At 50.1% G+C, this 23,316-nt stretch carries 24 protein-coding genes and 1 other RNA gene; 2 read left to right on the top strand and 23 right to left on the bottom strand.

The genetic code is table 11. The features are described from left to right. A partial coding sequence (gene fur, locus ACP5D0_RS04690) for a ferric iron uptake transcriptional regulator (protein ID WP_472364441.1) occupies nt 1-400 on the bottom strand: 400 nt, incomplete at its 3' end. An 84-nt stretch (nt 401-484) separates the two neighbouring features. Here fur and ACP5D0_RS04695 point away from each other — a divergent pair. Further along, on the top strand, nt 485-841 hold the full coding sequence (locus ACP5D0_RS04695) for an outer membrane protein assembly factor BamE (protein WP_472364442.1): 357 nt from the start codon (nt 485-487) through the stop codon (nt 839-841). A gap of 150 nt (nt 842-991) precedes the next feature. Here the strand turns inward: ACP5D0_RS04695 and ssrA are convergent. The 3 genes from ssrA to ACP5D0_RS04710 all read right to left on the bottom strand — a co-directional run bounded on the left by ssrA (nt 992) and on the right by ACP5D0_RS04710 (nt 2,301). Beyond that, nucleotides 992-1,349: a transfer-messenger RNA gene (gene ssrA, locus ACP5D0_RS04700) on the bottom strand. Between the two features lie 245 nt (nt 1,350-1,594). Then, entirely contained in the window at nt 1,595-1,873 is a 279-nt protein-coding gene (locus ACP5D0_RS04705; RefSeq protein WP_472364443.1) for an RnfH family protein, read from the bottom strand. Next, the gene (locus ACP5D0_RS04710; protein ID WP_472364444.1) at nt 1,870-2,301 is read right to left on the bottom strand and encodes a type II toxin-antitoxin system RatA family toxin; all 432 of its coding nucleotides are present in this window, start codon (nt 2,299-2,301) and stop codon (nt 1,870-1,872) included. The genes ACP5D0_RS04705 and ACP5D0_RS04710 overlap by 4 nt, the downstream gene beginning before the upstream one ends. 34 nt (nt 2,302-2,335) lie before the next feature. Here ACP5D0_RS04710 and smpB point away from each other — a divergent pair, with 34 nt between their 5' ends. Beyond that, nucleotides 2,336-2,812, top strand: a complete 477-nt coding sequence (gene smpB, locus ACP5D0_RS04715) for an SsrA-binding protein SmpB (protein WP_472364445.1) — start codon at nt 2,336-2,338, stop codon at nt 2,810-2,812. Nucleotides 2,813-2,916: 104 nt separating this feature from the next. Here the strand turns inward: smpB and fliN are convergent, their stop codons facing one another. The 19 genes from fliN to fliD all read right to left on the bottom strand — a co-directional run bounded on the left by fliN (nt 2,917) and on the right by fliD (nt 23,099). Beyond that, complete coding sequence (gene fliN / locus ACP5D0_RS04720) at nt 2,917-3,381, bottom strand: flagellar motor switch protein FliN (protein ID WP_472364447.1); 465 nt, start codon at nt 3,379-3,381, stop codon at nt 2,917-2,919. Continuing rightward, nucleotides 3,374-4,393 (bottom strand): flagellar motor switch protein FliM, encoded by a 1,020-nt coding sequence (fliM, locus tag ACP5D0_RS04725; RefSeq protein ID WP_472364448.1) that lies wholly within the window; start codon nt 4,391-4,393, stop codon nt 3,374-3,376. The genes fliN and fliM overlap by 8 nt, the downstream gene beginning before the upstream one ends. A gap of 20 nt (nt 4,394-4,413) precedes the next feature. Further along, nucleotides 4,414-5,001 (bottom strand): flagellar basal body-associated FliL family protein, encoded by a 588-nt coding sequence (locus ACP5D0_RS04730; protein WP_472364449.1) that lies wholly within the window; start codon nt 4,999-5,001, stop codon nt 4,414-4,416. Nucleotides 5,002-5,071: 70 nt separating this feature from the next. Further along, nucleotides 5,072-5,962: a flagellar motor protein MotB gene (gene motB, locus ACP5D0_RS04735; RefSeq protein WP_472364450.1), complete on the bottom strand. Its 891-nt coding sequence runs from the start codon at nt 5,960-5,962 to the stop codon at nt 5,072-5,074. 31 nt (nt 5,963-5,993) lie between these two features. Next, a complete protein-coding gene (gene motA, locus ACP5D0_RS04740; protein ID WP_472364451.1) occupies nt 5,994-6,845 on the bottom strand; it encodes a flagellar motor stator protein MotA in 852 nt (283 codons plus the stop codon). A 40-nt stretch (nt 6,846-6,885) separates the two neighbouring features. Then, nucleotides 6,886-7,893 carry a methyl-accepting chemotaxis protein gene (locus ACP5D0_RS04745; RefSeq protein WP_472364452.1) on the bottom strand — a complete coding sequence of 336 codons (1,008 nt, stop codon included), beginning with the start codon at nt 7,891-7,893 and terminating at the stop codon, nt 6,886-6,888. A gap of 70 nt (nt 7,894-7,963) precedes the next feature. After that, complete coding sequence (locus ACP5D0_RS04750; RefSeq protein WP_472364453.1) at nt 7,964-9,628, bottom strand: flagellar hook-length control protein FliK; 1,665 nt, start codon at nt 9,626-9,628, stop codon at nt 7,964-7,966. Nucleotides 9,629-9,950: 322 nt separating this feature from the next. Next, entirely contained in the window at nt 9,951-10,412 is a 462-nt protein-coding gene (gene fliJ, locus ACP5D0_RS04755) for a flagellar export protein FliJ (RefSeq protein WP_472364454.1), read from the bottom strand. Nucleotides 10,413-10,692: 280 nt separating this feature from the next. Beyond that, nucleotides 10,693-12,030 (bottom strand): flagellar protein export ATPase FliI, encoded by a 1,338-nt coding sequence (gene fliI / locus ACP5D0_RS04760; RefSeq protein WP_472364455.1) that lies wholly within the window; start codon nt 12,028-12,030, stop codon nt 10,693-10,695. Between the two features lie 87 nt (nt 12,031-12,117). Beyond that, complete coding sequence (locus ACP5D0_RS04765; protein ID WP_472364457.1) at nt 12,118-13,065, bottom strand: FliH/SctL family protein; 948 nt, start codon at nt 13,063-13,065, stop codon at nt 12,118-12,120. After that, entirely contained in the window at nt 13,066-14,085 is a 1,020-nt protein-coding gene (gene fliG, locus ACP5D0_RS04770) for a flagellar motor switch protein FliG (RefSeq protein WP_472364459.1), read from the bottom strand. Nucleotide 14,086: 1 nt separating this feature from the next. Beyond that, nucleotides 14,087-15,769, bottom strand: coding sequence for a flagellar basal-body MS-ring/collar protein FliF (gene fliF, locus ACP5D0_RS04775; RefSeq protein WP_472364460.1), 1,683 nt, complete (start codon nt 15,767-15,769; stop codon nt 14,087-14,089). A 60-nt stretch (nt 15,770-15,829) separates the two neighbouring features. Beyond that, complete coding sequence (gene fliE / locus ACP5D0_RS04780) at nt 15,830-16,162, bottom strand: flagellar hook-basal body complex protein FliE (RefSeq protein ID WP_472364461.1); 333 nt, start codon at nt 16,160-16,162, stop codon at nt 15,830-15,832. 213 nt (nt 16,163-16,375) lie between these two features. After that, complete coding sequence (locus tag ACP5D0_RS04785) at nt 16,376-17,779, bottom strand: sigma-54-dependent transcriptional regulator (RefSeq protein ID WP_472364462.1); 1,404 nt, start codon at nt 17,777-17,779, stop codon at nt 16,376-16,378. Beyond that, nucleotides 17,776-18,960 carry a sensor histidine kinase gene (locus ACP5D0_RS04790; RefSeq protein WP_472364463.1) on the bottom strand — a complete coding sequence of 395 codons (1,185 nt, stop codon included), beginning with the start codon at nt 18,958-18,960 and terminating at the stop codon, nt 17,776-17,778. Before ACP5D0_RS04790 ends, ACP5D0_RS04785 begins: the two co-directional genes overlap by 4 nt. A 36-nt stretch (nt 18,961-18,996) precedes the next feature. Next, complete coding sequence (locus ACP5D0_RS04795; protein WP_472364465.1) at nt 18,997-20,112, bottom strand: sigma-54 interaction domain-containing protein; 1,116 nt, start codon at nt 20,110-20,112, stop codon at nt 18,997-18,999. 174 nt (nt 20,113-20,286) lie between these two features. Continuing rightward, nucleotides 20,287-20,568: a flagellar protein FliT gene (locus ACP5D0_RS04800; RefSeq protein ID WP_472364466.1), complete on the bottom strand. Its 282-nt coding sequence runs from the start codon at nt 20,566-20,568 to the stop codon at nt 20,287-20,289. Then, nucleotides 20,565-21,008, bottom strand: a complete 444-nt coding sequence (gene fliS, locus ACP5D0_RS04805) for a flagellar export chaperone FliS (RefSeq protein ID WP_472364467.1) — start codon at nt 21,006-21,008, stop codon at nt 20,565-20,567. Before fliS ends, ACP5D0_RS04800 begins: the two co-directional genes overlap by 4 nt. Before the next feature lie 90 nt (nt 21,009-21,098). After that, a complete protein-coding gene (gene fliD / locus ACP5D0_RS04810; RefSeq protein WP_472364468.1) occupies nt 21,099-23,099 on the bottom strand; it encodes a flagellar filament capping protein FliD in 2,001 nt (666 codons plus the stop codon). Between the last annotated feature and the right edge of the window lie 217 nt (nt 23,100-23,316).

Genomic DNA, 23,316 nt, shown 5'->3' on the forward strand with positions numbered 1-23,316 from the left:
CTTCCAGTGTGCCGTAAATCACCAAACTGTGTGCCGACAAGTTATAGCCTTTCTCTTTGGCAATTTGCTGGATACGCTCCTCAATGACCGGATCCACAAATTCTTTGACCTTACCGGTTTTCAGACAAACCAAATGATCATGGTTATCGCCCGTATCCAGCTCAAACACCGAAATATTATTCTCAAAGTTCAAACGACGCACGATGCCCGCCTGCTCAAACTGAGTCAAAACCCGATAAACCGTTGCCAAACCGACTTCTTCGCCCTGTTCGATTAACATTTTATAGACATCTTCGGCCGTTAGATGATGCTCATCCCCTTCCTGCTCCAGAATTTCCAACACTTTAAGACGCGGCAAAGTGACCTTCAAGCCCACTTTTTTTAATTCAGCACTGCTCATTGAATTCAAGATTCCCTATTAAAAATCACTAGTGTGTATAATAAACCAAAAATTGATTTAAGTTAAAACGAATCGACGGAATCCATGAATAAAACCCGCCAAACCTATTTCAAAACCTTAACCACCCTGATAAGCGTTTCACTGCTATCAGGCTGTTCATTTTTCACCCCCTACAAGGCGACGATAACCCAAGGCACCGTTATCGACCAAGAAGCCCTGGACACCTTGCAAACCGGCTTGGTGGTCGGGCAAGTCAAAGAGCTGCTCGGCCCACCCTTCGGTCAAGACCCCTACAACCCCTATCACTGGGAATACATTTTCTATACCACCGACCCCAACTTTCATCCAGACGCGGTTCGCCATCTTTACGTCAATTTCGACGAGGAAGGCTATTTGGTAGACTGGAAAGTGCTGGAGCGTGAACCCCACCCTGGCGACTGATAAGGGCTTCAAAATACTCAAAAACCGTCTCAATCGCAAAAAGCGAAGCAAACCAGGCTTAGTCACTCTGATCAATAAAAGAGCGGTAGCCTCCACACGATTTTGGGTACAAAAAAACCGGCTCTGAGCCGGCTTTCTTGTAATGCTGTTTGGTGGAGATGGGCGGAGTCGAACCGCCGTCCGAGAAGCCTCCACTTAAAACTCTACATGCTTATTTGATCTATTGTTTTAACCAAAATACTGCCCGATCAACAGGGATCGTATCCGGCGAGTTTGTAACGTTTAATCAGACTTCATCCAAACACATAAAGCTGACGATTCCGTGTAAGTCGACACAGAGCTGGGCGCCACGAACAACGGCCCCAGTCTGCGCTAGCGGGATTAAGCCGCTAGAGCGTAGTTATCGTCGTTTGCAACTATAACAAAGTGAAATAAAGATTTACGTGCATCATTCAGGCACGGCATGCATCCTAAACTTCGTACCCCCCGTCGAAACCAGTGCATCCCCGTAATTTGGATTTTGGAATGATTCGTCAACGATTGGTTAGTCCCCCGATAACCTCAGGAACGAAAACTGCATTATACGTGATTCACGTGACGTTTGCGCCATAAAATTGACTCCTAAACGCACAAAACGTTTGAGTCAATTAAGCTGTAGCACTCTATGACAGAAAGTGGCATGTCCCCATCGGTAACACATCAATCTCAGCTCAATTGACTATGTAATAAATAGTGGAGATGGCGATGTATTTTTCAAACCCCGCCTTGACGTTCTTTCTCAACTTTTTGTCGTCTTCGGTCACGCGGATCCGCTCTTAAAGGGCGGTAAACCTCAATGCGGTCGCCTTCTCGCAATCGCTGATCCAATGAAACCAGTTGTGACCAGATGCCCACTTTCTCTATCGCCAGGCCTGGGAATTCCTTTAATAACGGGGACGCTTTTAAGGCCTGTTCAACGGTTGTCCCCACTGGCACATCCACTGAAAATAAATACTGTGCCTCCGGTAAGGCATAAGCCACTTCGACGTTCATCCATACACCTGTTTGGCACGTTCACAAAATGACTGCACCAGGGTGGTGACAATCTGTTCAAAAATCGGACCGATCGCAACATTCAGTAAACGGTTGCTGATTTCGAACTCGATATCAAACGCAATTTTACAGGCCTCGTCCGTCAAAGGGGTAAACTGCCAAATGCCGTGCAGTTGCTTGAAAGGCCCATCCACCAATTGCATTTCGATTCGGCTTGGCCTGTGCAGCGCATTTCGGGTGGTGAAGGTTTGACGAACCCCCGCCTTAGCGATCACCACACTGGCAACCATATGCGTTTCCGAGGCTTCCAGCACCTGTGCGCCACCGCACCACGGCAGAAACTCCGGATAAGCGCCCACATCGTTGACCAAATCAAATACCGCTTCGGCCGAATAAGGTAAGAGCGCGGAGCGCGAGATTTTTTTCATACTGACCCAGTAAATTCGCTATAATCCGGCTATTATGGCAAAGAAAAAAAAACAACACAATCCAAACACCATCGCCCAAAACAAAAAGGCACGATTTGATTTTTTCATCGAAGATACCTTTGAAGCCGGTTTGGCTTTGGAGGGATGGGAAGTCAAAAGCTTGCGCCAGGGCAAGATACAGCTTAACGAAAGCTACGTTCTGCTTAAAAACAACCAGGCCTGGCTGTTCGGAGCCTTAATCACCCCCTTGATCACCGCCTCATCTCATACCGAACAGGATCCTTTGCGTCTACGCAAACTGCTGATGCACCGCCGTGAAATTGACCGCCTAATCGGTTTGGTGGATCAAAAAGGCTATACGGTGATACCGCTGGATTTGCATTGGAGCAAAGGCAAAGTGAAGCTCAATATTGGTCTAGCGAAAGGGAAAAAGTTGCACGACAAACGTGCCACCGAAAAGGAACGTGACTGGAACCGCGACAAGCAGCGCATTCTGAAATACCACGCTTAATCACGCTTAATGTGAATTCGGACACTTAATGTCCGCTGGCCACACGGCTTAACCCCCGACGCCACAATCGAAGGCCTGTTTAGCTAGGCCTGGCAGATTCATCCTTACTTCAATTTCTTGATCCGCTCCTGAGGGCTGATCACATCCGTTAGCCGCACCCCGAATTTATCGTTAATCACCACGACTTCACCGTGCGCGATTAGGGTGCCATTCACCAGCAAATCCAAAGGCTCACCCGCCAGACGATCCATTTCAATTACCGAGCCCTGAGTGTAGGAGAGCAGATTTCGAATCGAGACTTTCGCGCGTCCAATTTCAAGCTGCAAGGTAACAGGGATATCCAACAGCACGTCCAGATCGACTTTTTCACTGCTGTCGCCACGGCCTTTTTCCAAAGCGGAAAACGAAGCGGCATCGATCTCATCGGCATTATTTGGTGAACTGGCCTGTTCCGATAAGGCGGCACCCCATGGATCATCGTCTTCGGGGGCGGAAGACGAATCTTTTTCAGCCTCCGCCTGCTCGTTCAGAGCATCACCCCATGCGCTCATATCATCTTCGTCACTCATCGTACCATTCCTTTACGTTTTCGATCACTCTTTCCTGATAAGCCGGATGGTGCAGTATCTGCTCGATTCGAACGGCTTTTCGGTCATTACTTTCACCAACCTTACCTTTGACCAAACTGATCCCTTCGGCTTTGACCGTGACCAATTCGGGCATTTCAATCGGAATAATGTCACCCTTTTCCATTTTCATCAAATCGTCCATATACATCTGCAACTCCGCCAGATTCACAGACAAGTCAATCTCAATATTCTTAGCTTCCTCTTTCAGGGTGCGAGACCAACGATTATCGGATTCACCTTGAAGGTTGGACATGCCTTCTTCCAGCTTATCGCGCACCGGCTCCAGCATGGCGTAAGGCATGACAATATCGACTCGGCCTTCAACCCCTTCAAAACGCACGTTGATCGGGCTGACCACGATCATATCGGTGGCATCGACAATGCTGGCAAATTTCGGATTCATTTCCGAGTGCATATAGTCGATTTCAATGTCCATCACCGGCCCCCAAGCTTTGCGCAAATTCTCGGAGGAAATATCTAAGATACTGCGCACCATGCTCATCTCGACCGGCGTGTACTCTCGACCTTCGATTTTGAACGGCAACAAGCCTGTGCCGCCGAAGTACATATCCACTGCGGTGAAGATCAGCTTCGAATCCAGCGTAAAAAGAGACACGCCGTTTAAAGGGTTAATGCGGTATATATTCAAACTCGTCGGCACAAACAGATTTCGAAGATAATCGATCATTTTTATGATCTTGACTTCACCTGCCGTCACTTCAACACTGGACATGATCATTTCATTGAAATGTCGCTGAAACCCGCGTGCAAAACGCTCATTGATAATATCCAGCGCTGGAAGCCGCCCACGCACAATGCGTTCTTGGTTGGTGAAATCGTATACCTTCGCGCTTTGCCCGTCACTCGGATCATCGCTTTCGGTATCGACATCGCCCCCACCCATCCCTTTCAGGAGAGCATCGACTTCGTCTTGGCTTAAGATATCTTCCATGAAATGCTACTCGACTCGCCTTACTGCATTACAAAACGTTCGAAATAAACGTCTTCCAGCAGGTCTGGGTAAATATTGTGTTTTTCCAGCACACTGCGGGCAGTCGCCAAGACTTTTTCGCGCAGGATTTCCGGCCCGTTGTCTTGATTCATTTCCGTGTAAGTTTGCACGCGCAACAGAGCGGTAATATCGTTACGCAAGATGGGGCGGTAATTTTCCATATCGGTTATCAACTGCGGATAATGCGACATAAACTTCATATTCACCGCCAGAAACTTGGCTTTACCCTCCCCCTTAAAATTCACCACAAACGGCTCCATGGCAAAATACTGAGGTGCCGCGCCCGGCTCCGGTGGCTCATACTGCTTGAATTTGGGTGAATAATTTCGCACCACCCCATCTTCAGACGGCGCGCCTTCGCCGTGTTCGGCCGAAGCTTCTTGGGCGGGTGCAGACGCTTTATCCGAATCACCACCGTCACTGCTTAACAACAGAAACGTCATCACTCCAATGCCGACAATCAATAAAATGACCACCACCAACAAGGCAATAACCAATCCTTTGCCACCGCCACTGCTTTTTTTCTCTTCTTCGACTTCTTCTGCCATGCTTCTGATCCTTTATTCAAAAATTAAACACTCGAAATGTCATCGCTGAAAGCGACTTCGGCGCCGAGATTCAGTTCTGAGAAATCGGCGGATTGATCATCTCCTTTGATAAATCTTCCACCTTGGGTGCCTCACTGAGGCTTCTCAAACGCTCGTCTGCCTCTTTATTTAACACAATAATACTGATTCTTCGGTTACGTGGATTATACGGGTTTTCTTGGTCGAATGGCACGGTATCCGACAGACCAACCACCTGAGCCACTTTATCGCCATCCACCCCGCCATCCAATAATAGTCGCCTGGCCGCATTGGCACGATCCGCTGACAGCTCCCAGTTGGTATACTCAGCATTGGAGTGATAACCAGAGGAATCTGTGTGCCCGGCAATGCTGATTCGATTATTGCTTTGCGCTAAAACACTGCCGACTTCTTTCAGAATATTCGCCGCATAATCCTTCGGCAGATCCACGCCGCTGCCAAACATAGGACGCTTACGGTCGTCCAATATCTGCACTTGTAACCCGTTGGGAGTCACTTCAATTTTCAGCTGATTTTTGAACTGTTCCAGAACCGGGTTATCTTCAATTTTTTTTTCGATTTGCATCTTCAACATCTGCATTTCAGCTTTTTCTCTGGCGGCATCCGCTGCACCCGTGTCCTCACCATCCCCTTTTGGGGTGTCCATAAAGCCGCCCATGTCGATCATGGAATCAGAACTTTGACCGGCCTCTTTGGATTCAACCAGATTATCCGGGGAAGCCTCAATCACCGAGGGGTCACGAAAATACTCCGCCATGGCACGCATCTGTTCGTCATTGGTGCCACCCAAAATCCACAACATCAAAAAGAATGCCATCGCCGCCGTCATAAAGTCGGCAAACGCCACCTTCCAAGCGCCACCGTGGGCACAGTGCGGGCATTTTTTTAATCGTTTGATGATAATGGATTGTTCATCACTCATCGATATTCGCTCATTTTAATCCCAATCGACATTATTTTTGCGTCTGCAAAAATTCATCCACTTCCTGAAAAGTAGGTCTTTCCGCACCCGGAATGGATTTCCGGCCAAACTCCACCGCGATTTGCGGTGCATACCCATTCAGATTGGCCATCAGGCAGGTTTTAATGGTGCCGAAAAAAGCACTTTCGTCATGGGCGCGATTGGCTAGGTCTGACGAAATCGGCGCCACCACACCATAAGCCACCAAGATACCCAAAAAGGTCCCCACCAATGCGACCGACATATGGTGCGCAATCTCCAGCGGACCCGCATCCAGATAACTCATAGTGACAATAATACCCAACACCGCGGCCACAATACCAAAACCGGGCAGGGCTTCCGCCACCTTCCCCACCGCTTCGGAGGGTGCCGCCGCCTCGTGATGGTGAATATCCATCTCCAAGATCATTAAATCCTCAATTTGATACGGGTTGCTGGCACCACTGATCATCAGTCTTAAATAGTCGCAGATAAAATCCACAGCATGATGGTCATTGGCAATTTTCGGAGAAGCGTTAAACAGTTCACTGGAATGCGGCTCCTCCACATCTGCTTCAATCGCCATCAAGCCTTCACGACGTGCTTTATTGAAAATTCGGAACATCAAGCCGAGCAGTTCCATATAGACTTCTTTATTGTAAGGCGCTGGCTTCGCCAACCCCAAAGCCCCGCTGAAGCTTTTTTTGACCACCCAGCCGGGATTGGCGATGATAAAGGCTCCCAGAGCCCCGCCGCAGATTATCAGAACCTCCAGCGGCTGAATCAGGATGCCGAAGCTGCCGTGGGGCAAGTAACCCCCCAGCAAAGACCCCACGACCACCAATGTACCGATAATTGCTTTCATAGTCTGACCTTATTATTTTTCAGGCAATTCACGTCATTATTTAAAGTTTATTGACGACGCTGGACAAGGCTTGTTGCGCCGTTTTCAAGTGGGTTAAATTATCTTCGATTTGGTGTAAAAAATCATTCACTTTTCCAGCTTGTAACTGAGTGGTTTCAACCCGTTCTTGACCGCTGCCCATGACCTCCACTGCATTGCGTGCCCGCTGCTGCAACTCTTCAATAATGGCTTGAATTTCAGTGGTCGCTTGCTGGGTTTTCCCAGCCAGAATGCGCACCTCATCCGCCACCACGGCAAACCCTCGACCATGCTCACCGGCTCGCGCGGCTTCAATGGCCGCATTCAAGGCCAGCAAATTGGTTTGCTCGGCAATGTCGCGAATCAACACCAACACCGTACCGATGTTACTGCTGTCCTCTTCCAGCTTTTTAATAACGCTGGACGCATGGGTGACTTCATCGGTCAACCCGGCCACTTCGGAAATCACGTTGGCCGCCGACGCCATACCGTCTTTGGTTCCCGCATTCATTTTTTCAACCACGCTCGACAGTTGTTGGGAAACCCCCACCAGTTCCGTATTATCAAACACGGCCGGCAAGGACGCTTCGCCGCTGGCGGCATTGGCTTGTTCATAAGCTTCGGCCAGACTGGCGTTGAGCTGCTCAATCTGCTCTTCCAGTTCCGACACCCTCTGCACGGCCGTATTGGCGGCCCTTTCCTTTTCCGCCAGTTCATCGCTGACTTTGGCTAAGAGATGATTCAATGCCTTAACCAATTTCGGATCCGTCGATTCAGGGGACAGGGTCGTGTCAAAATCAGCACTGTCGGTGACTTTCTTCAGAGCCGTAATCAGCGCAGACTGTTCACACACCCCTGACTTATTGCACCAAAGCAGATAAACCAGCGCCCCGGCGACCACCGCCCCCACACCGATCGCAATCAAAGCAACCCCCAATGTTGGAATTCCCTCTATTTCAGAACTGGCACTCACCCAAGGTGACACCAGTCCAATTAAGGTCGCCACTGAAATTTTATGATGTAACTTCATGTCCATTCCCTTCTCTAAATGTAATCCTGCTATGTTGTAAAACTTTCACTTGCGTTTTTATCGTTGACGGCTAAGCGTAATAGTCCACCAAGTTATCCGATGTAACCGTCCGCAGCGTCGTCTCTAAGGCCTCCGCGTCATCACCGCCCAAAGCCCCATTTGGCGTCATGCCGCCAGAGCGCCCGTCCTGCCGAGTTTGATCTTGACCATCGGCACTGTTTTCTTCGCGCAAATCAAACGAACCAAAGCCGATGCCGGACGACTCCAGCATTTCTTTCAAGCGTGGCATGGCATTTTCAATCGCTTCACGCGTGGTGCCCTGCTGAGTCACCATGGAAATGTGCGCTTGGTGATCTTTATCCAAGCTCAACTTGACTTGAATCGGCCCCAGCTTTTCAGGGTTCAGCGTGATTTTGGCTTCCTGAATCTTCTGACTCGCCATATAAGTCACTTTCTGACCCAATGCCTGACCCCACTGAGGTGAACGCACCGGTTGGGTAATACTCAGACCGGCGGCTTTTTTCATCTCCATCCCCAGTCCAAGGTTCCCCAACACTTTCTCCGCTTTCTCTACTTTTTCCGCTTCCATCATAGAGGCTTCATTTGAAGCGCGTACACTTTCTTGCTGCGCTTGAACCACTTGCTTTTGCACTTGATTCATAAACTGCTGCTGCGCCTGTTGCTGACCGGAAAAAGCCGATTGTCCCTGTTGATTCGATTGCGATGATCCACCCTGCTGTCCCAAGGTCAAGCCAGACGATTCCTGTTTACTGGTTTTCGCTTCCTGTAGCTGAGCGTTCAAACTTTGTTCTTTCGCCACAGTCGATTCGGTTTTCAGGTTATGGGTTCCAGCCTGTGCCGCAAAAGTGGCTTTTTGTTTCTCGGAAGACGGCTCTTGCATCATCGCTTCAGCTGCTTGGGCAGAAGCCACTTGTCCGGGTGTTTGCCCAGATGCCTGACCCGGTGCCTGAGACATGGCGGCCGAAGCCGTGGCCGAACTCACCGTTCCGTTCGAAACCCTTGCTCCTGTGTCGGACGAGCCATTGACAGACGCTGTCACCGCATGGGTCTCTGCCATCTTGCCATCCGGTGATAAAACCGCTTCAGACGTTTTTGCCAGGTCTGGCGATAGGCTTGTTTCTTCTGTTGTCGCCGTAGTCAGGCTGTCGGTGTCAACCGTATCGGTCACTGCCACCTTGCCATCCGGTGATAAAACCGCTTCAGACGTTTTTGCCAGGCCGGATGATAACTCGGCTTGATCGGTTTCCAGTTCGGTTTTCAGCGTTTCCACTAGGCCTGGCAGAACAACCGATTCTTCAGTGGATTCAGCGGCGGCTGGCAGCGGCTTTGAACCACCGGAGTTCACTGGTGAAAACGCCAAGCTGATCTGTTGTAGAACGTCATTCAGGTTTTGACCCTTCTCGGAGACGTCATTATCGGCCATTCCAGCCACATTTTCGAGCATGGCCGCCATGTCCATCACCGCTGTCTTGCCATTTGCAAAAGTACCCGCAGGCACGGCTTCCATAAAGCCTGCCACTTGTATATCAGATCGTTTTTCGGACAACTTTCCAGCGAGCGAATCGCCGCTGGGCGCATTCAGTGCCTGAGCCATAGCCTCCGAAAAAGAGCGGTTCATTTTCGGCAATAGTTGCCGTTCATGAGGGGATTCGCCCTTGGAGGATGACGCGCCGTTGCCAGTGGGCAAGGATAATACAGTTGCTTGTTCAATCATAATCGGTTCCGCCAATAAATGTTTATTCAACGTCAGCTTGAACAAAGCAACATGCACGCCAATTCTTAGCCCGAATATTTCACAAATTTGCACCGACCTTGCTTGCCCCTTGATTCCACAAGCCATATTTTCTCAGTCGGTCGTAATCGCGGATACGACGCTTCTTCGAAAATTTCCTTGTGAAACAAAGAACTCGACGCCCGAAGGGGTAAGTCGAGAAACCAATACTCTGCGCAATCTCAACGCAAATTCATGAATCGAAGAACCGAAGGTAAACATTCGGGCTAGCCCAAAGCGTCGTAAACGAACTCAGGCGAAGCAACTAAACGGAATCATCACCGGACTTACTGCGCTGCACAAATGTTTGAGAGGCCAGCTCATCCAACATTTTTTGTTCCTGCTTATCCAGTTTGACGCGTTGGTCTTTCTGCATTTTTTCATGGAGTTTTTGCAAAGACTTATGCCGTAGCCGCTTTTCCAACCAGGCTTCATGGGCTTTTTCGACCACGCCTTCGAGCTGCTGAAGTTGTTGCTTCTGTGAATGAATCGCATTGTTAACCTTATCCAGAAACGACTGCATGGTCTGTAATTGTGTCACGGTAATGTCACGAGCCTGCGACAGTTGCGCAATGTAGTCAGCATGGTACTCAACCAGTGAATTCAGCTGCGCTTGCACGCCATCCCGCTGCCCCTGAACCGTGACAAACACATCCTGAGCCTTATCCAATTCATCCTGTGCCAAATCGACCAAGACTTGCAATCTTTCCAGTTTTGACAAGGCCATTTTTTATGCGTTCCTCACGAGTGTGCTGCCCTAAACCAGCCCGAAAATTTCATAAACTTGCGCCAAGCTCGCTCAGAATTTTGGTTTTTCGACTTACCCCTTCGGGCGTCGAGTTCTTTGTTTCACAAGAAAACGTTCAACTAAATACCGACTCCACGATGACGACCGACTGAAACGAAGAACTCAGCTGCAAAGCTGAGAAAAATAAGGCTTGTGGAATCAAAAGACAAGCGAGAGAGTGCCTAGTTTATGAATTTTTCGGGTGAATTCCGACAGGCGGCTAGAACAAAGCTTCAAGTTTTTCCAGACTCTGCTTGACCGAAAACGACTCGTCAATGCCTTGCGATAAGTAACCGTTTAATTTCGGAAATTTATCAATGGCTTCGTCAATCGCCGAATCCGTACCTTTGCGATAAGCGCCAATGCTAATCAAATCCTGATTTTGCTGGTAAGTGGAGTAAATTTGTTTAAACCGTCGCGCCAAACGCACTTGTTGCGGTGACACGATATCAATCATCACCCGGCTGATCGACGATTCAATGTCAATCGCAGGATAGCGCCCTGAATCCGCAATCTGACGGGACAATAAAATGTGCCCATCCAGAACCCCCCGCGCCGAATCCACCACGGGATCGTTCTGATCATCCCCTTCCGCCAGCACCGTATAAATCGCGGTAATGGAGCCGGAGTGCGCTGCGCCGTTACCGGCACGCTCAACCAGTTGCGGTAATTTTGCAAATACCGAGGGTGGATACCCTTTACTGGCCGGCGGTTCCCCCACCGCCAAAGCAATTTCCCGTTGCGCCTGAGCAAATCGCGTTAAAGAGTCCATCAATAACAGTACATCTTTACCTTGATCGCGGAAGTATTCCGCAATCGACGTGGCCAGCATGGCACCGTGCAAACGCATTAAGGGCGGCTCATCGGCCGGTGTCGCCACCACCACCGAACGCTTCAACCCTTCTTCGCCGAGGTTATTGCGCACAAAGTCGTTCACTTCACGACCACGCTCCCCCACCAGACCCACCACCACCACTTCGGCGGTGGTAAACCGTGTCATCATGCCCAGCAGCACACTTTTCCCCACGCCCGTTCCGGCCAAAAGCCCGACCCGCTGCCCTTTGCCAAGGGTCAACAAACCGTTAATGGTCTTAATGCCCACGTCCAGAGGCTCTTCAATCGGCGCACGGTGCAAGGGGTTGATCTTCTGCCCGGTCAACGACACTCGATCATCATAAGCAATCGGTCCGCCACCGTCCAGCGGATTGCCGGCACCATCGATCACTCGTCCCAGCATAGCGGCACTGACACCGACGGTAATACCGCCCGAAACCGGAACCACTTTTGCATTCGGTTCCAAACCATGCACCTTACCAATGGGCATTAAAAACAAACGGTCATCGTTAAACCCCACCACTTCGGCTTCAATCGGATCCCCGTATTTGGTAATGACCTGACAGCGCGACCCAATCGGTGCATAGGTGCCAACCACCTCCAGCGTCATGCCAACCATACGCACCAGTTTACCCTCAACTTTCAAATGAGGGGAGGCGGGAAGCTGCGTGGAAAACGCCGAGAGTTTGTCTTGAAGGAAGGCATTAAATAAGGATGGTTTCATAATAACGACTCATTCATAGTGACCGCTCAACACCGATCTGCACCCGCCAAGGCCAATCAAATTCAACCGAAGCCCGGAAACGGCCTGTCACGAAGCCCCATTCGTCGCATCCGGCTCTGGAACGGGGCGTGAACTGGCTTCTGGTGTGGCATTTGGACTGGGTTCCGAATCCGATCGGGGCGCGACCGCCTCTGTAGATTCTACCGGTTTAGTATGCTCGTCCGGCTCGCCGGATTCCGCGTCCGTTTTCAGTGCCGTTTCATTTTCCTGCGTCATGCGTTCGACCACCGTTTCGGAGGCTTGCACAAAATCCTGTAACCGTTGATGCCAATCGTTGACCACCAAGGAGTGCCCCTGTTTGACTTTACACTGCCCGAGCGGAATCGAATCGTCTGACTGAATGTGCCATTTTTTCTGGTGTGCCTGCTGATACGTCTCGATCAGCGTGGCGTCCTGAGGATTCAAAATAATATCAAGCGGCAGGTCGTCATCCGGCAACTGAGAAATGGCTTCCTGCACCGCGTTCAGAATCCAGTCTTCACGGGTGGTCACCTCGAATTCAATCAACTTTTCCGCCATTTGAATCGACAGCTTGGCTAAGGAGCCAAACACCTCCTGCGCAATCTGCTGATAGGGCTGGCTCATGGCTTCCAGAAGCGTTTCCAACGCACGCACTTTTTCGGCCAATACCGTTTTAGCTTCCTGCTGTGCCTGCTCAAATGCGTCTTTTTGTCCTTTTTCCAGTCCGGCTTGGTAACCGGCGTCGTACCCTTCTTTTTTCGCTGTGTCAAACGCTTCTTTTTTCAAAACCGATGCGCGACGCATGATTTCAGGGCGGATTTCTTCGCGCAATTTTTCTTCCACTTCAGAACGTAATTGCTGCGCTTTCGCCTGCTCGATACTGCCCAGTTCCTGATAATGCCAAGGCTTGATTTCGGGTGCCGCAACCTCTTCGGCACGCAGCAGCGTCGCGACCGGCAGTGCTTCTTCATCCCCAGGCGCACTTTTGGTTAAAACCGAATCGTCCTGAGCCACCTACACAAACTCCTCGCCGCCGCCCGGCATCATTACCTTCTCTTCATCCGCCAATCGGCGAACGGTTTGGATAATGCTGCGCTGGGCTTCTTCCACATCGCTGAGCTTGACCGGCCCGGTCATTTCCAGCTCTTCTCTCAACATATCCGCCTGACGTTTGGACATATTTTCCAAGAACAATTCGACCATCTTCTTGTCGGCTCCTTTCAGCGCTATTTTCAGCACGTCGGTCGGCACTTCGCCCAAGATGGTTTGAATGCCACGCGGCTCAATCCCGCTGATGTCTTCAAAGACAAACATTTTATCCTGAATGGCTTTACTGATGTCCTCATGCTCAATGGCGATGTCATCCAACACGCGCGAATCGATACCGCCGCCGACCAAGTTGAGGATTTCCGCTGCGCGTTTTTCGCCGCCAATCGTGGCCAATTTGCCCCCCTCGCCATCACTGGACGCATTTTCCAACACTTCGTTCAAATCAAATAACGCGCGTGGCTGAATGGTGGTTAAGGTCGCAATACGGTAAATCACTTCGGACTGAAACCGTTCGGGAATACCAGACAGAATTTCAGCGGATAAATCCGGCTCAAAATAAGAGAGCACAATCGCCACCACCTGCGGGTGTTCGTTGCGAAGCATATTGGAAATGGTCGAGGGGTGCATCCATTTTAACGCCTCCAACCCCTTCACCTGATCCCCCAGCATGGCGGCATCCATCAGGCCGCCGCCGCCTTCGCCCAAGGCATCCACCATTAAAGACTGTGCGTATTCGGTTGGATTAATGCCCAGCGCATCTTCTCCCAGCTCGTCGAGAAAGCCTTTCATAACCGTATGAATATCACGATGCGAGACATCCGATACATCCGTCATGGCGGTACCGATCTGCTGAACCTCTCGCGGATTCAGGTGCCCCAACACTTTTGACGCCGTATCCTTTCCCAGTGCCAGTAATAAAATCGACGTTTTCTGCAAGCCCGTTAATTCGTCATCAGAAACTTCTTCAATTTCCGCTTTGGCCATCTCACTTATCCTTCTGCATCCATTGCTTGATAATGTGTGCCGCCAGCTTCGGATCGGCAGACACTATGGCTTTCACTTTTTCAAGCATTTCTTTGTCTTTATCCGATTGGTCGTCCGCTTCCTCAGCCTTCTGCTCAACCTCTTCGTTCATCTGCTCCAATGCACGCGAGATTTCATCGGCGTTTTCAAGATCTTCTTCCTCTTCCGGCACATTTTCAGGGTAATCCAGCTGCACTTCCTGACGTTTGGAAAGATCTTTAAGCATCGGGCGAATCACCCCGAAAATAATAATCAAAACCGCCAGGCCTGCCAAAACCTGCTTGACCAGCGTCCAGAACCAAGGCGCTTCCCAGATGGCCGGTTCCGCATAGTCTTCCTGTTTTTCCTGAATAAAGGACGCATTCACAATACTGAGCGTATCGCCACGCGCTTCATCCAGCCCCACGGCATCACTGACCAACTGACGATAACGCGTGAGCTCATCTTCGGTCAAGGGGGTGCGCTGCGGTTCGCCGTTTTCACCTAAACTGATTTTATCATCGATGACCACCGCCACCGAAAGACGGCGGATCGCTCCCACGGAATTTTTAATATGACTGACGGTGCGGTCAAGCTCATAATTTTTAGTGATTTTTTCCTTGGCATTCTGTAGATTCGGATCGTTTCTCGGGTTATACCCTTCTTCCGGCGCGATCCCCGCTCTCGGCGGCTGATTGGTCAAAGCGCCGGGAATACCCATGGGTCCTTCGTTGCGATTGACTTCAAGCAGCTCCTGTTCGGAGCGAATCGCCGACGGATCGGGTTCATAGTTTTCGCGCGTTTGCTCCTGCTGGGTAAAGTCCAACTCGGCCGTCACCTGGGCACGCACTTTGTGGGTTCCACCGGCCACGGGCGTGAGCAACTGGATAATCCGCCGCGACAAGGTATCTTCCACCTGCCGCGTATACCCCAACTGTTTCAGGCTCACATTCATGACCCCACTGTGCGAATCGCCAGTGAGAAGATTGCCCTGCTGATCGACCACTGTGACGCCTTTAGGCTTCATATTCGGAATACTGGACGACACCAGATACACAATGGCATCCACCTGCTCTTCACTGAGCGAGCGACCAGAATACAGCTGCACCGCCACCGAAGCGGTCGGCTCCTGCTGCTTGCGCACAAACACAGAACGCTTAGGCATCCCCAAAATCACGCGGGCGGACTTGACCGCATTGATACTGGACACCGATTTGGCCAGTTCGCCTTCCAAAGCACGCTGATATTGAGCGGTTTCCCGAAATTGAGAAATACCGAAGCCCTGATCCATATCCAACAACTGATAACCGGTGGGCGCCTGTTTGGGAAAGCCTTGTGCGGCCAATTTAAGACGAATGGAATAGACCACATCATTCGGCACCAGAACAGCACCCGAAGCTTCATCCAACTTATACGGCACCTGTTCCTGATCGAGAATCTGAATGACCTCGCTCATGTCCTTGGCATCCATGCTTCCAAACAGCAACGAATAAGTGGTTGATTGTGACCAGAGAATAATGCCAACCGCCAGCGAAACGCTGGCGGCTAATGCAATCACCAAGCTGACTTGCTTAGCGACTGACAAGGATGTCAGGTTCTTGAGGAGTGGCGATCCTTCCGACGCTTTTTGCGAACTTGCTCGATCGAGTGTGGGTTGTTCAGCCATCGAAGAAATGATCTCTCACTGGAAAACGCCCTGTTTCAGCGCAGGGCGGTTATCGGGTTGTTAAATAGGCATATTTTTGATGTCTTTATAAGCTTCCACCAGCTTATTGCGCACTTGGGTCATTGCCTGAAAGGACAAGCTGGCTTTTTGTGCTTGCACCATCACTTCGGTCAGATCGACATCTTCGCCTTTTTCAAAAGCGGTTTTCATGGCCGATGACTTGTTTTGCTGCTCCGCCACCCCGTTAATGGACTTGGACAACAAATCGGCAAATTTCCCCGCCGACTCGGCACCTTTTTCCGGTTCTTTAACCGGCTGCGTCTGGGAAGCCGCTTCTGCCGCTAAGGAGCGCATTTGCAACATTAAGCTTTGAGTGTCTACGGAATTTGTCATGATTTGCTTAAAACTCCATTAAATCGCGGTTATGTCAGCATAACCCGGCGACGATTTTATGATTGAATTATGACATATCCAGCAATTGATATGCCAAAAAAGTGTCAAACAAATAACACCCGTGTTTTCAACACGTCAATGCTTGGAGTAGGGTCAAGAACGGGTTTTGCGCTCAATCCCCCTCTCAGTGTCAATGTATCATGTTTAACCTCATTATAAAACATCCAGCCCTTGTTCTTTAAAACGTGCCAATTTGTATCGCAAGGTTCTCGGGCTAATGTTCAAAGCTTCCGCGGTCTTCTGCCGATGCCCTTGGTTGGCTTTTAAGGTTTCTAGAATAATATGCACTTCCCGCTCTTTTAAATCCGTTGTGCCGGGTTCAAAACTCGATTCAGCGGCCTGATCTTCCGTTTCGGCTGAATCGGCTGAGTGTGACCGAGACGGTGATCCGACCTCGCCCATCACCGACGCAGGCACGCCCATTGACTTGGAAAAGGATTCATCAAACAAAATATCTTGAAGCTGGATCGTCTCGCCCGACATCATCACCAAGGCACGCTGAATCACATTATCCAATTCTCGAATATTGCCCGGCCACTGAAACTCAATCAACGCTTTCAACGCCTGAGCCGACAACACCGGTTCCACCCGACGACCGCCGCAGTGACGTTGTAACAAACGTTCCGCAATCGCGGCAATGTCTTTCGGGCGCTCACGCAAAGGCGGAATGCGCATTGGAAAAACATTCAAACGATAAAACAGGTCTTCTCTGAAATCGCCATTGGCAATCGCCTGCTTCATGTCAATATTGGACGCACTGAGCACTCGCACATCCAGCTTGATCAACTTGGAACTGCCAATCCGCTCCACTTCGCGTTCTTGCAGCACCCGCAACAGCTTGGCCTGCAAGTCGGGTTTCATTTCACCGATTTCATCCAGAAAGATGGTACCCCCCTGCGCCTGCTCAAACTTACCCGGCATGGATTTCAATGCCCCGGTAAACGCGCCTTTTTCGTAACCAAACAAGGTGGCTTCCAGCATATTATCGGGGATGGCCGCACAGTTAATCGCCACAAACGGCTGTTTTTTGCGCGGCGAATGGTTGTGAACAAAACGCGCCAACACCTCTTTACCGGTGCCGCTTTCACCGGTAATCAACACGGACGCTTCACTTTCGGCGACCTTTTGCGCCATCGCTTTCAACTGAATCGTCGCCGCATCGGCTACCACAAAGTCCTCTTCAGTGGAGGCATCACGGTAAAAATAAGCGCGCGCTTTTTCGACCAGCACATCGGCTTCAAACGGTTTCATAATGTAATCCACCGCACCCGCCTTCATGGCATCCACCGCCTGCTCTACCGTGCCATACGCCGTCATCAACACAATCGGCAGATAGGGCTTAATGGCGCGAATTCGTTCCATCAACTCATAACCATTCAAAGCGCCATCCATGCGAATGTCGCTGAACACCATAGCAATCTCATCATCCAATGCCACCAGCGCTTCTTCTGCTGAACTGACGGCCACCACTTCGAAGTCATTCAGCTCCAGTGTGTCCACAAGCGCTTCCTGCAATTTCAAGTCATCTTCTACGACCAGTATTTTCGCCAGCGTCATGTCACCTCTCCATTTTGCAACAGCGGCAACCGCAAACCAAACCGCGCGCCCTGCCCCTTGATTGACTTCACCCAGGCCTCACCGCCATGCGCTTCGGCCACCGCGCGCACCACGGCCAGCCCTAAGCCAGTGCCTTGTGCTCGGCTTGTAAAAAACGGTTCAAAAATTTTTTCATTCATCTCTTCACTCAACCCAGGCCCATGATCGGCCACGATAATGTCCACCCGATTACGCTGCGGCTCTTCCAACACAAAAACATCAATTTTGGCCTGTTGCGATACGATGTCAATCGCATTGCCCACCAAGTTTTCCAGTGCCGTGAGGAGCGCATCCTCATCCCCCAAAACCACCAGGCCTGGTGATTTCTCATGGAACCGAATTTCACTGTTCGATTGATTGACTTTCGGCTCAACCGAATGCTTTAAAGCCTCCAACAAACCACTGATCGTCACCTTCTGATCTTTCGCCTTACCGCCTTTGGCATATTGCAACATATCCTTCACCAACGCCTCCAAGTGGCGCAAACTGGTCAAACTTTTATCCACAAATTTATCGCGTTTGTCTTCCGCCAGTTGCGGCGAAGACAGTTGCGAAACATACAATAAAGCCGACGCCAAAGGCGTTCGTATCTGATGCGCCAGCGAAGCCGCCATTTCGCCCATGGAGCTGAGTCGCTGATGACGGCTTATATGCTGTTGCAAATCGCGCGCCGCCGTCACATCCTGAATCAGCAGAATTTTGCCGTTTAAACGCTCGCCGTCTTCTTTCGACAAGCTCAACGGCGATTGCGACAACTGATACACCATTTGATTATGCGTCATTAGTTCACCGGCGTCATTGGCCATTAGAAACACATTGCGCACCACCACTTCCCAATTGCGCCCCATGGCATCCGCGCCCAGAATCAACTCCGCCGCGGGGTTCATGTCAATAATAGCGTCATACTCATCCAGCACAATCACCCCTGCGGGCAGTAGGTTCAGCAGTTGCTCAAGACGCTCACCGACTCGGTGTTTCTCGCGGTTGCTCTCATCCAGCTTGGCCTGTAGATCTTCGACCTGATTCTGCAGCGACTCATAGGCTAGGGTTAACTGTGACGAGGTTTGATTAAACAACTCAAACGCCGCTTCCAGCTCCGCCAAGCGTTTCTGCTCTATCGCCTTTTCTTGAGCCTTATCCATGCGGACATCCTTTCGAGTCAATCAATTTGAAACCAATCAATTCAAATTGAATTTGCGTATTTTTTCAACCAAGGTGGTGCGATTGGTTTGCAACAATTTCGCTGCCTGAGAGACGTTGCCGTCGGTTTGCGACAGGGCTTGTTGAATCAATTGCACTTCCATCTCAACCAAATACGACTTCAAGTCCAGCCCTTCTTCTAAATTCGGCATCATCGCCTTGGGCGCAAAGGTGTCATCCGCAAGCGCATTGGAATGGGCCGCCGAATCGGCCACCTTAGGCACTTGCGCTTCTGCCAGGCGTGCATCCGAGGTCACCTCATGGTGGGCGGCATCCGCGACAATATCCGCTGTCTTCACGCGAATCAGCCCAGCGTCTTCTGGAATGTCCACTTGATACTTGACCGGTAAATCATCAAACGCCACCGTCAAACCCGGAAACAAAATCGACAATCGCTCCGCCAGATTCCCCAGTTCACGGACGTTACCCGGCCAGCGATAGTGTTGCAACGCAATCATGGCGCGTTCGGACAAACTCGGAATATCCCGTCCGGAGTTGTGAATTTTTCGGAACATAAAATCGAATAAATCCGGAATGTCTTCTGGGCGCTCCCGTAAAGAAGGCATTTCAATCGGAAAAACATTTAAACGATAAAAAAGATCTTCTCGAAAGCGCCCTTCAGCAATATTATCCTCTAGGTTCCGATGGGTCGCGGCTATGACACGCACATCGCACTCAAAGCTTTTGTTGCCGCCCACCCGTTCGTACATTCTTTCCTGAAGCACGCGCAACAGCTTCACCTGCATGGGCAACGGCATATCACCGATTTCATCGAGAAAAATCGTGCCCTTCTCCGCCAGCTCGAAACGCCCTTTTCGAGCCGTGATTGCGCCGGTAAAAGCGCCTTTTTCATGACCGAATAACTCTGACTCCAAAAGCTCACCGGGAATGGCGCCACAGTTAATGGGAATAAACGATTGGTTGGCACGCGCAGAGACCGAGTGCAAAGCTTGCGCCACCACTTCTTTACCGGTGCCGGACTCGCCCAGAATCAACACCGTCGCATCGGTATTGGCCACTTGCTGGATTAACTTTTTGACTTGTTGCATGGCCGAACCATCACCGACCAGGGAGGATAAAAGCGTTTCGTTCATCTAGCCGCCATAGAATTTAGACATTTAGATGACTTTATATAAGTTTTTACTTAGGATGTCAAAAATTTGGCATCTATTTTGACAAAAAAGCCTAAAAGCCGTAAAAGAAAAGGCATTTAAGCCTGTTTGAAAGGGTATGACATAAGGTGAGAGGCGGTTAAAGAGGCCACCCGTTTAACGGAGATACTCCTTAACCGCATTTTTCTGTTTTCGACTGACCGACACGGACGATTCAATTTCCTCCATACGACCCAGCATCAAGCGTTTAATGGCATCCACATCGTCCAGCAACTGTTGAATGGAAGCCTCTGAGGCTTCCGGCGGCTGCTCCAACAATTGATTGACACGTTCAAACCAAGTCACATGGCGCACAAAAAAAGCATCCCAATCCCCTTTTTCGGCCAGATTCAGCAGCATTTTCGATTCATGCAACGCATTCAGCAACACACTGTTCATTTTGCGTTTTTCACCATATCAATCTGCGAGCGAGACGCCGACTTGAAATTATCAGGAATCATATTCCACGTATCGCGCAATTCGCGCACCAAACCCGCCACCTCATTCAAAATCTCCAAATCGTTTTGCGCACTGGCTTTGAATAAACGGCTGTTGATATAGGAATACAAAGCTTCATAATTGGCGGCCACTTCACCGCCGTGCTCCATATCCAGATTGGCACGCAAAGAACCGATGATCATCACCACTTTATTCAGCTTGGCGGATTTCAGTTCATAGTCCTTGCGCTCAATCGCCCCTTTAATCAGCGCCAGATTATCCAAAACCCCATCATACAGCATGGCCACCAGCTTGTGCGGTGTCGCGTTTTCTAACCCCGTTTGCAGCGATGTTTGCTGATATTGATTCAAAAACTTCTGTTTCATCATCGCGTTCATCATAGCGTTTTTCCTTCCAGAGACGGCCATCACCGTGGCCGCTTTCAAGTTATTAATGCGTTAATCTTGCAGTCACACGTTTAATCGTTCAGATTAATCTTTTTTCTGAACCAGCATGGCCGCCAACGACTCGCGCGTGCTGTCCATCTGAGAAATCAGACTTTGCAAGGCCCCGAACTGAATACGATATTTCATCTCCAGTTTTTCATAACGATCATCCACTTTAGTACGCTGCTCTTCCACTTCTTCTATGCGTTTTTCAAAGTTACTGACTCTTACACCCACAACCCCTGACTCGGAATCCATCAGTTCGTCAAACAACAGTCCGAGACGATCGGCATAACCACGGTTAAATTCCATGGAACCGCGCGCACCAATAGTGGAACCCTCAATGCTAAATTCCAGCCCACGCGGTGCGCCATCCAGTATCGAGTTAATGCGCACATCTTGACCCTGACCAACAAAGGTGTAGAGCGTGCCATCCTCACCTTCCAAATAACCTTGCACATCCTGCCCCGTGGTTTCCGCCGTCACCCCAAGCCCCGTCACGCCGGAGGTTAGCAAGCTGCCCGAAACCAATTCCAGTTTGGAATTGGTACCAAATTGTTGCGAGGTCAACTGATAACTTTGTGTTGCGTCGTCATATTCCACCGCCACTCGACCACCGCCACCCGCAACATTGGTGTCATTGTTAATTACCCGGGCAATTTCCTTGGCCAAGTCATCACGGGTATAAGTGCCCTGTGTCAATTGCAAATCCAACGACTCATTGCCATCCACGCCCACTTTCAAAACATTATTGGAGGCATCAATCACAATATCACCACCCGGACCAATCGACCCACCGGTGATTTGCGCCTGAGAGGCGGCCACATTCACATTCAGATTAAAGGTGCCTTCCACCGTCTCGTCGGTTGAACCTTTGTAACGCACCTGATTGTCCGTCGCCGTGGCACTGGCGGCAAAGAGTTTACCCACCGCTTCAGGATCACTGGCAATGGCACTGCTCAAACGGGCTCTATCCAAATCAAGTGTGCCGTCAAGGTTCGATTTAATGCCAATATCACCCAAAGACTGCACGGTTCCAGCCAACCCCGGAATCGAATCAATCAAGCTGCTGCGAATGCGGTTTTTCACTTCGCGCAACGTCGAGTCACCATTCAAAGTCCCCATGGTTTCATCGTCTTCACTGGTTTCGGACGACCCCAGGTTTTTAAAAATCTCGCCCAAGGAATTATAGAGATCAACAAAGTCCTGAACCGACTGCTCCAATCCTTCGGTATCGTTTTGGATTTCAATGGTTTTGACACTGCCGATATCCGCGGATTTCAAGTTCAAGGTCACGCCCTCAATCACCCCTTCCAACTGATTGCCGGAATTATTGATCGTTAAACCGTTCACCACCACCGTGGCATCCTGCGCCGCCACCGTCTGATTCAAATTGGCGCTGGCCAAGCGGGACAAGCCGGAGGCATCCCCGTCATTCCCGTCCGTGTCACCCGTGACAGACACATCAATGGTATTGCTCGCTCCCGATTGTTCAGATGAAAACATCAATTTATACCCGGTGCCCACGTTGACCACCGAGGCATTCACCCCAATGCCGGCATCGTTTACCGCTTTTTGAATGCCGGACAAGGTATTGTTGGTGGCATCAATATTCACCGTACTGACCGCCCCGCCGACATTAAAGGTCAAAGCCCCTTCGCCAATCACTGAGTTGGTCGAAGCAAAATCGGCTTGCGTCGCCAAAGTGTGCGAGGTGGCCATGGATTGCACTTCAACCTGGTAGGAACCGTTATTGGGACGACCGGTCACCGTCGCATCTACCACGGATGGATCGGTGGACAACACCGATTTCTCCTGGAAGTTTTTAATGTCCAACAAGTCCGGAATCTGCGACATAAACCCATTAAACGCCTGCTGCAACATGTCGTAACCCGTTAAGCGGCTGGTGTACTTGGTTTCATTGTTGTCGAGGATATTGCGTCTGGAGGCGACATCGGCTTCCGCCAATACTTTTGACATGGTGGCCACATCAAATGTATTTGCGCCCATTGAATTCAGAATGCCTATACCAATATCGTTTGCCATGATTTTTCTCCAGTCTGAAAGAGGGATATATCTATTATTCTATTGTAGCGCGAATGCTTTTCCATCGGAATGCAACGCAGCCTTTTTTAGGGTTTATTCTCTCTTATTCAATTTAACGGCGGGCAGAACAAAAACTTTACGTCAAAACACAAAACCCGCTGAAGCCATTGGCTTAGCGGGTTTCGTTTTGTCTATCCTGTTCCGATAGGTTATTGCA

Source organism: Hydrogenovibrio sp. (assembly GCF_049975065.1).
Taxonomy (GTDB): Bacteria; Pseudomonadota; Gammaproteobacteria; order Thiomicrospirales; family Thiomicrospiraceae; genus Hydrogenovibrio.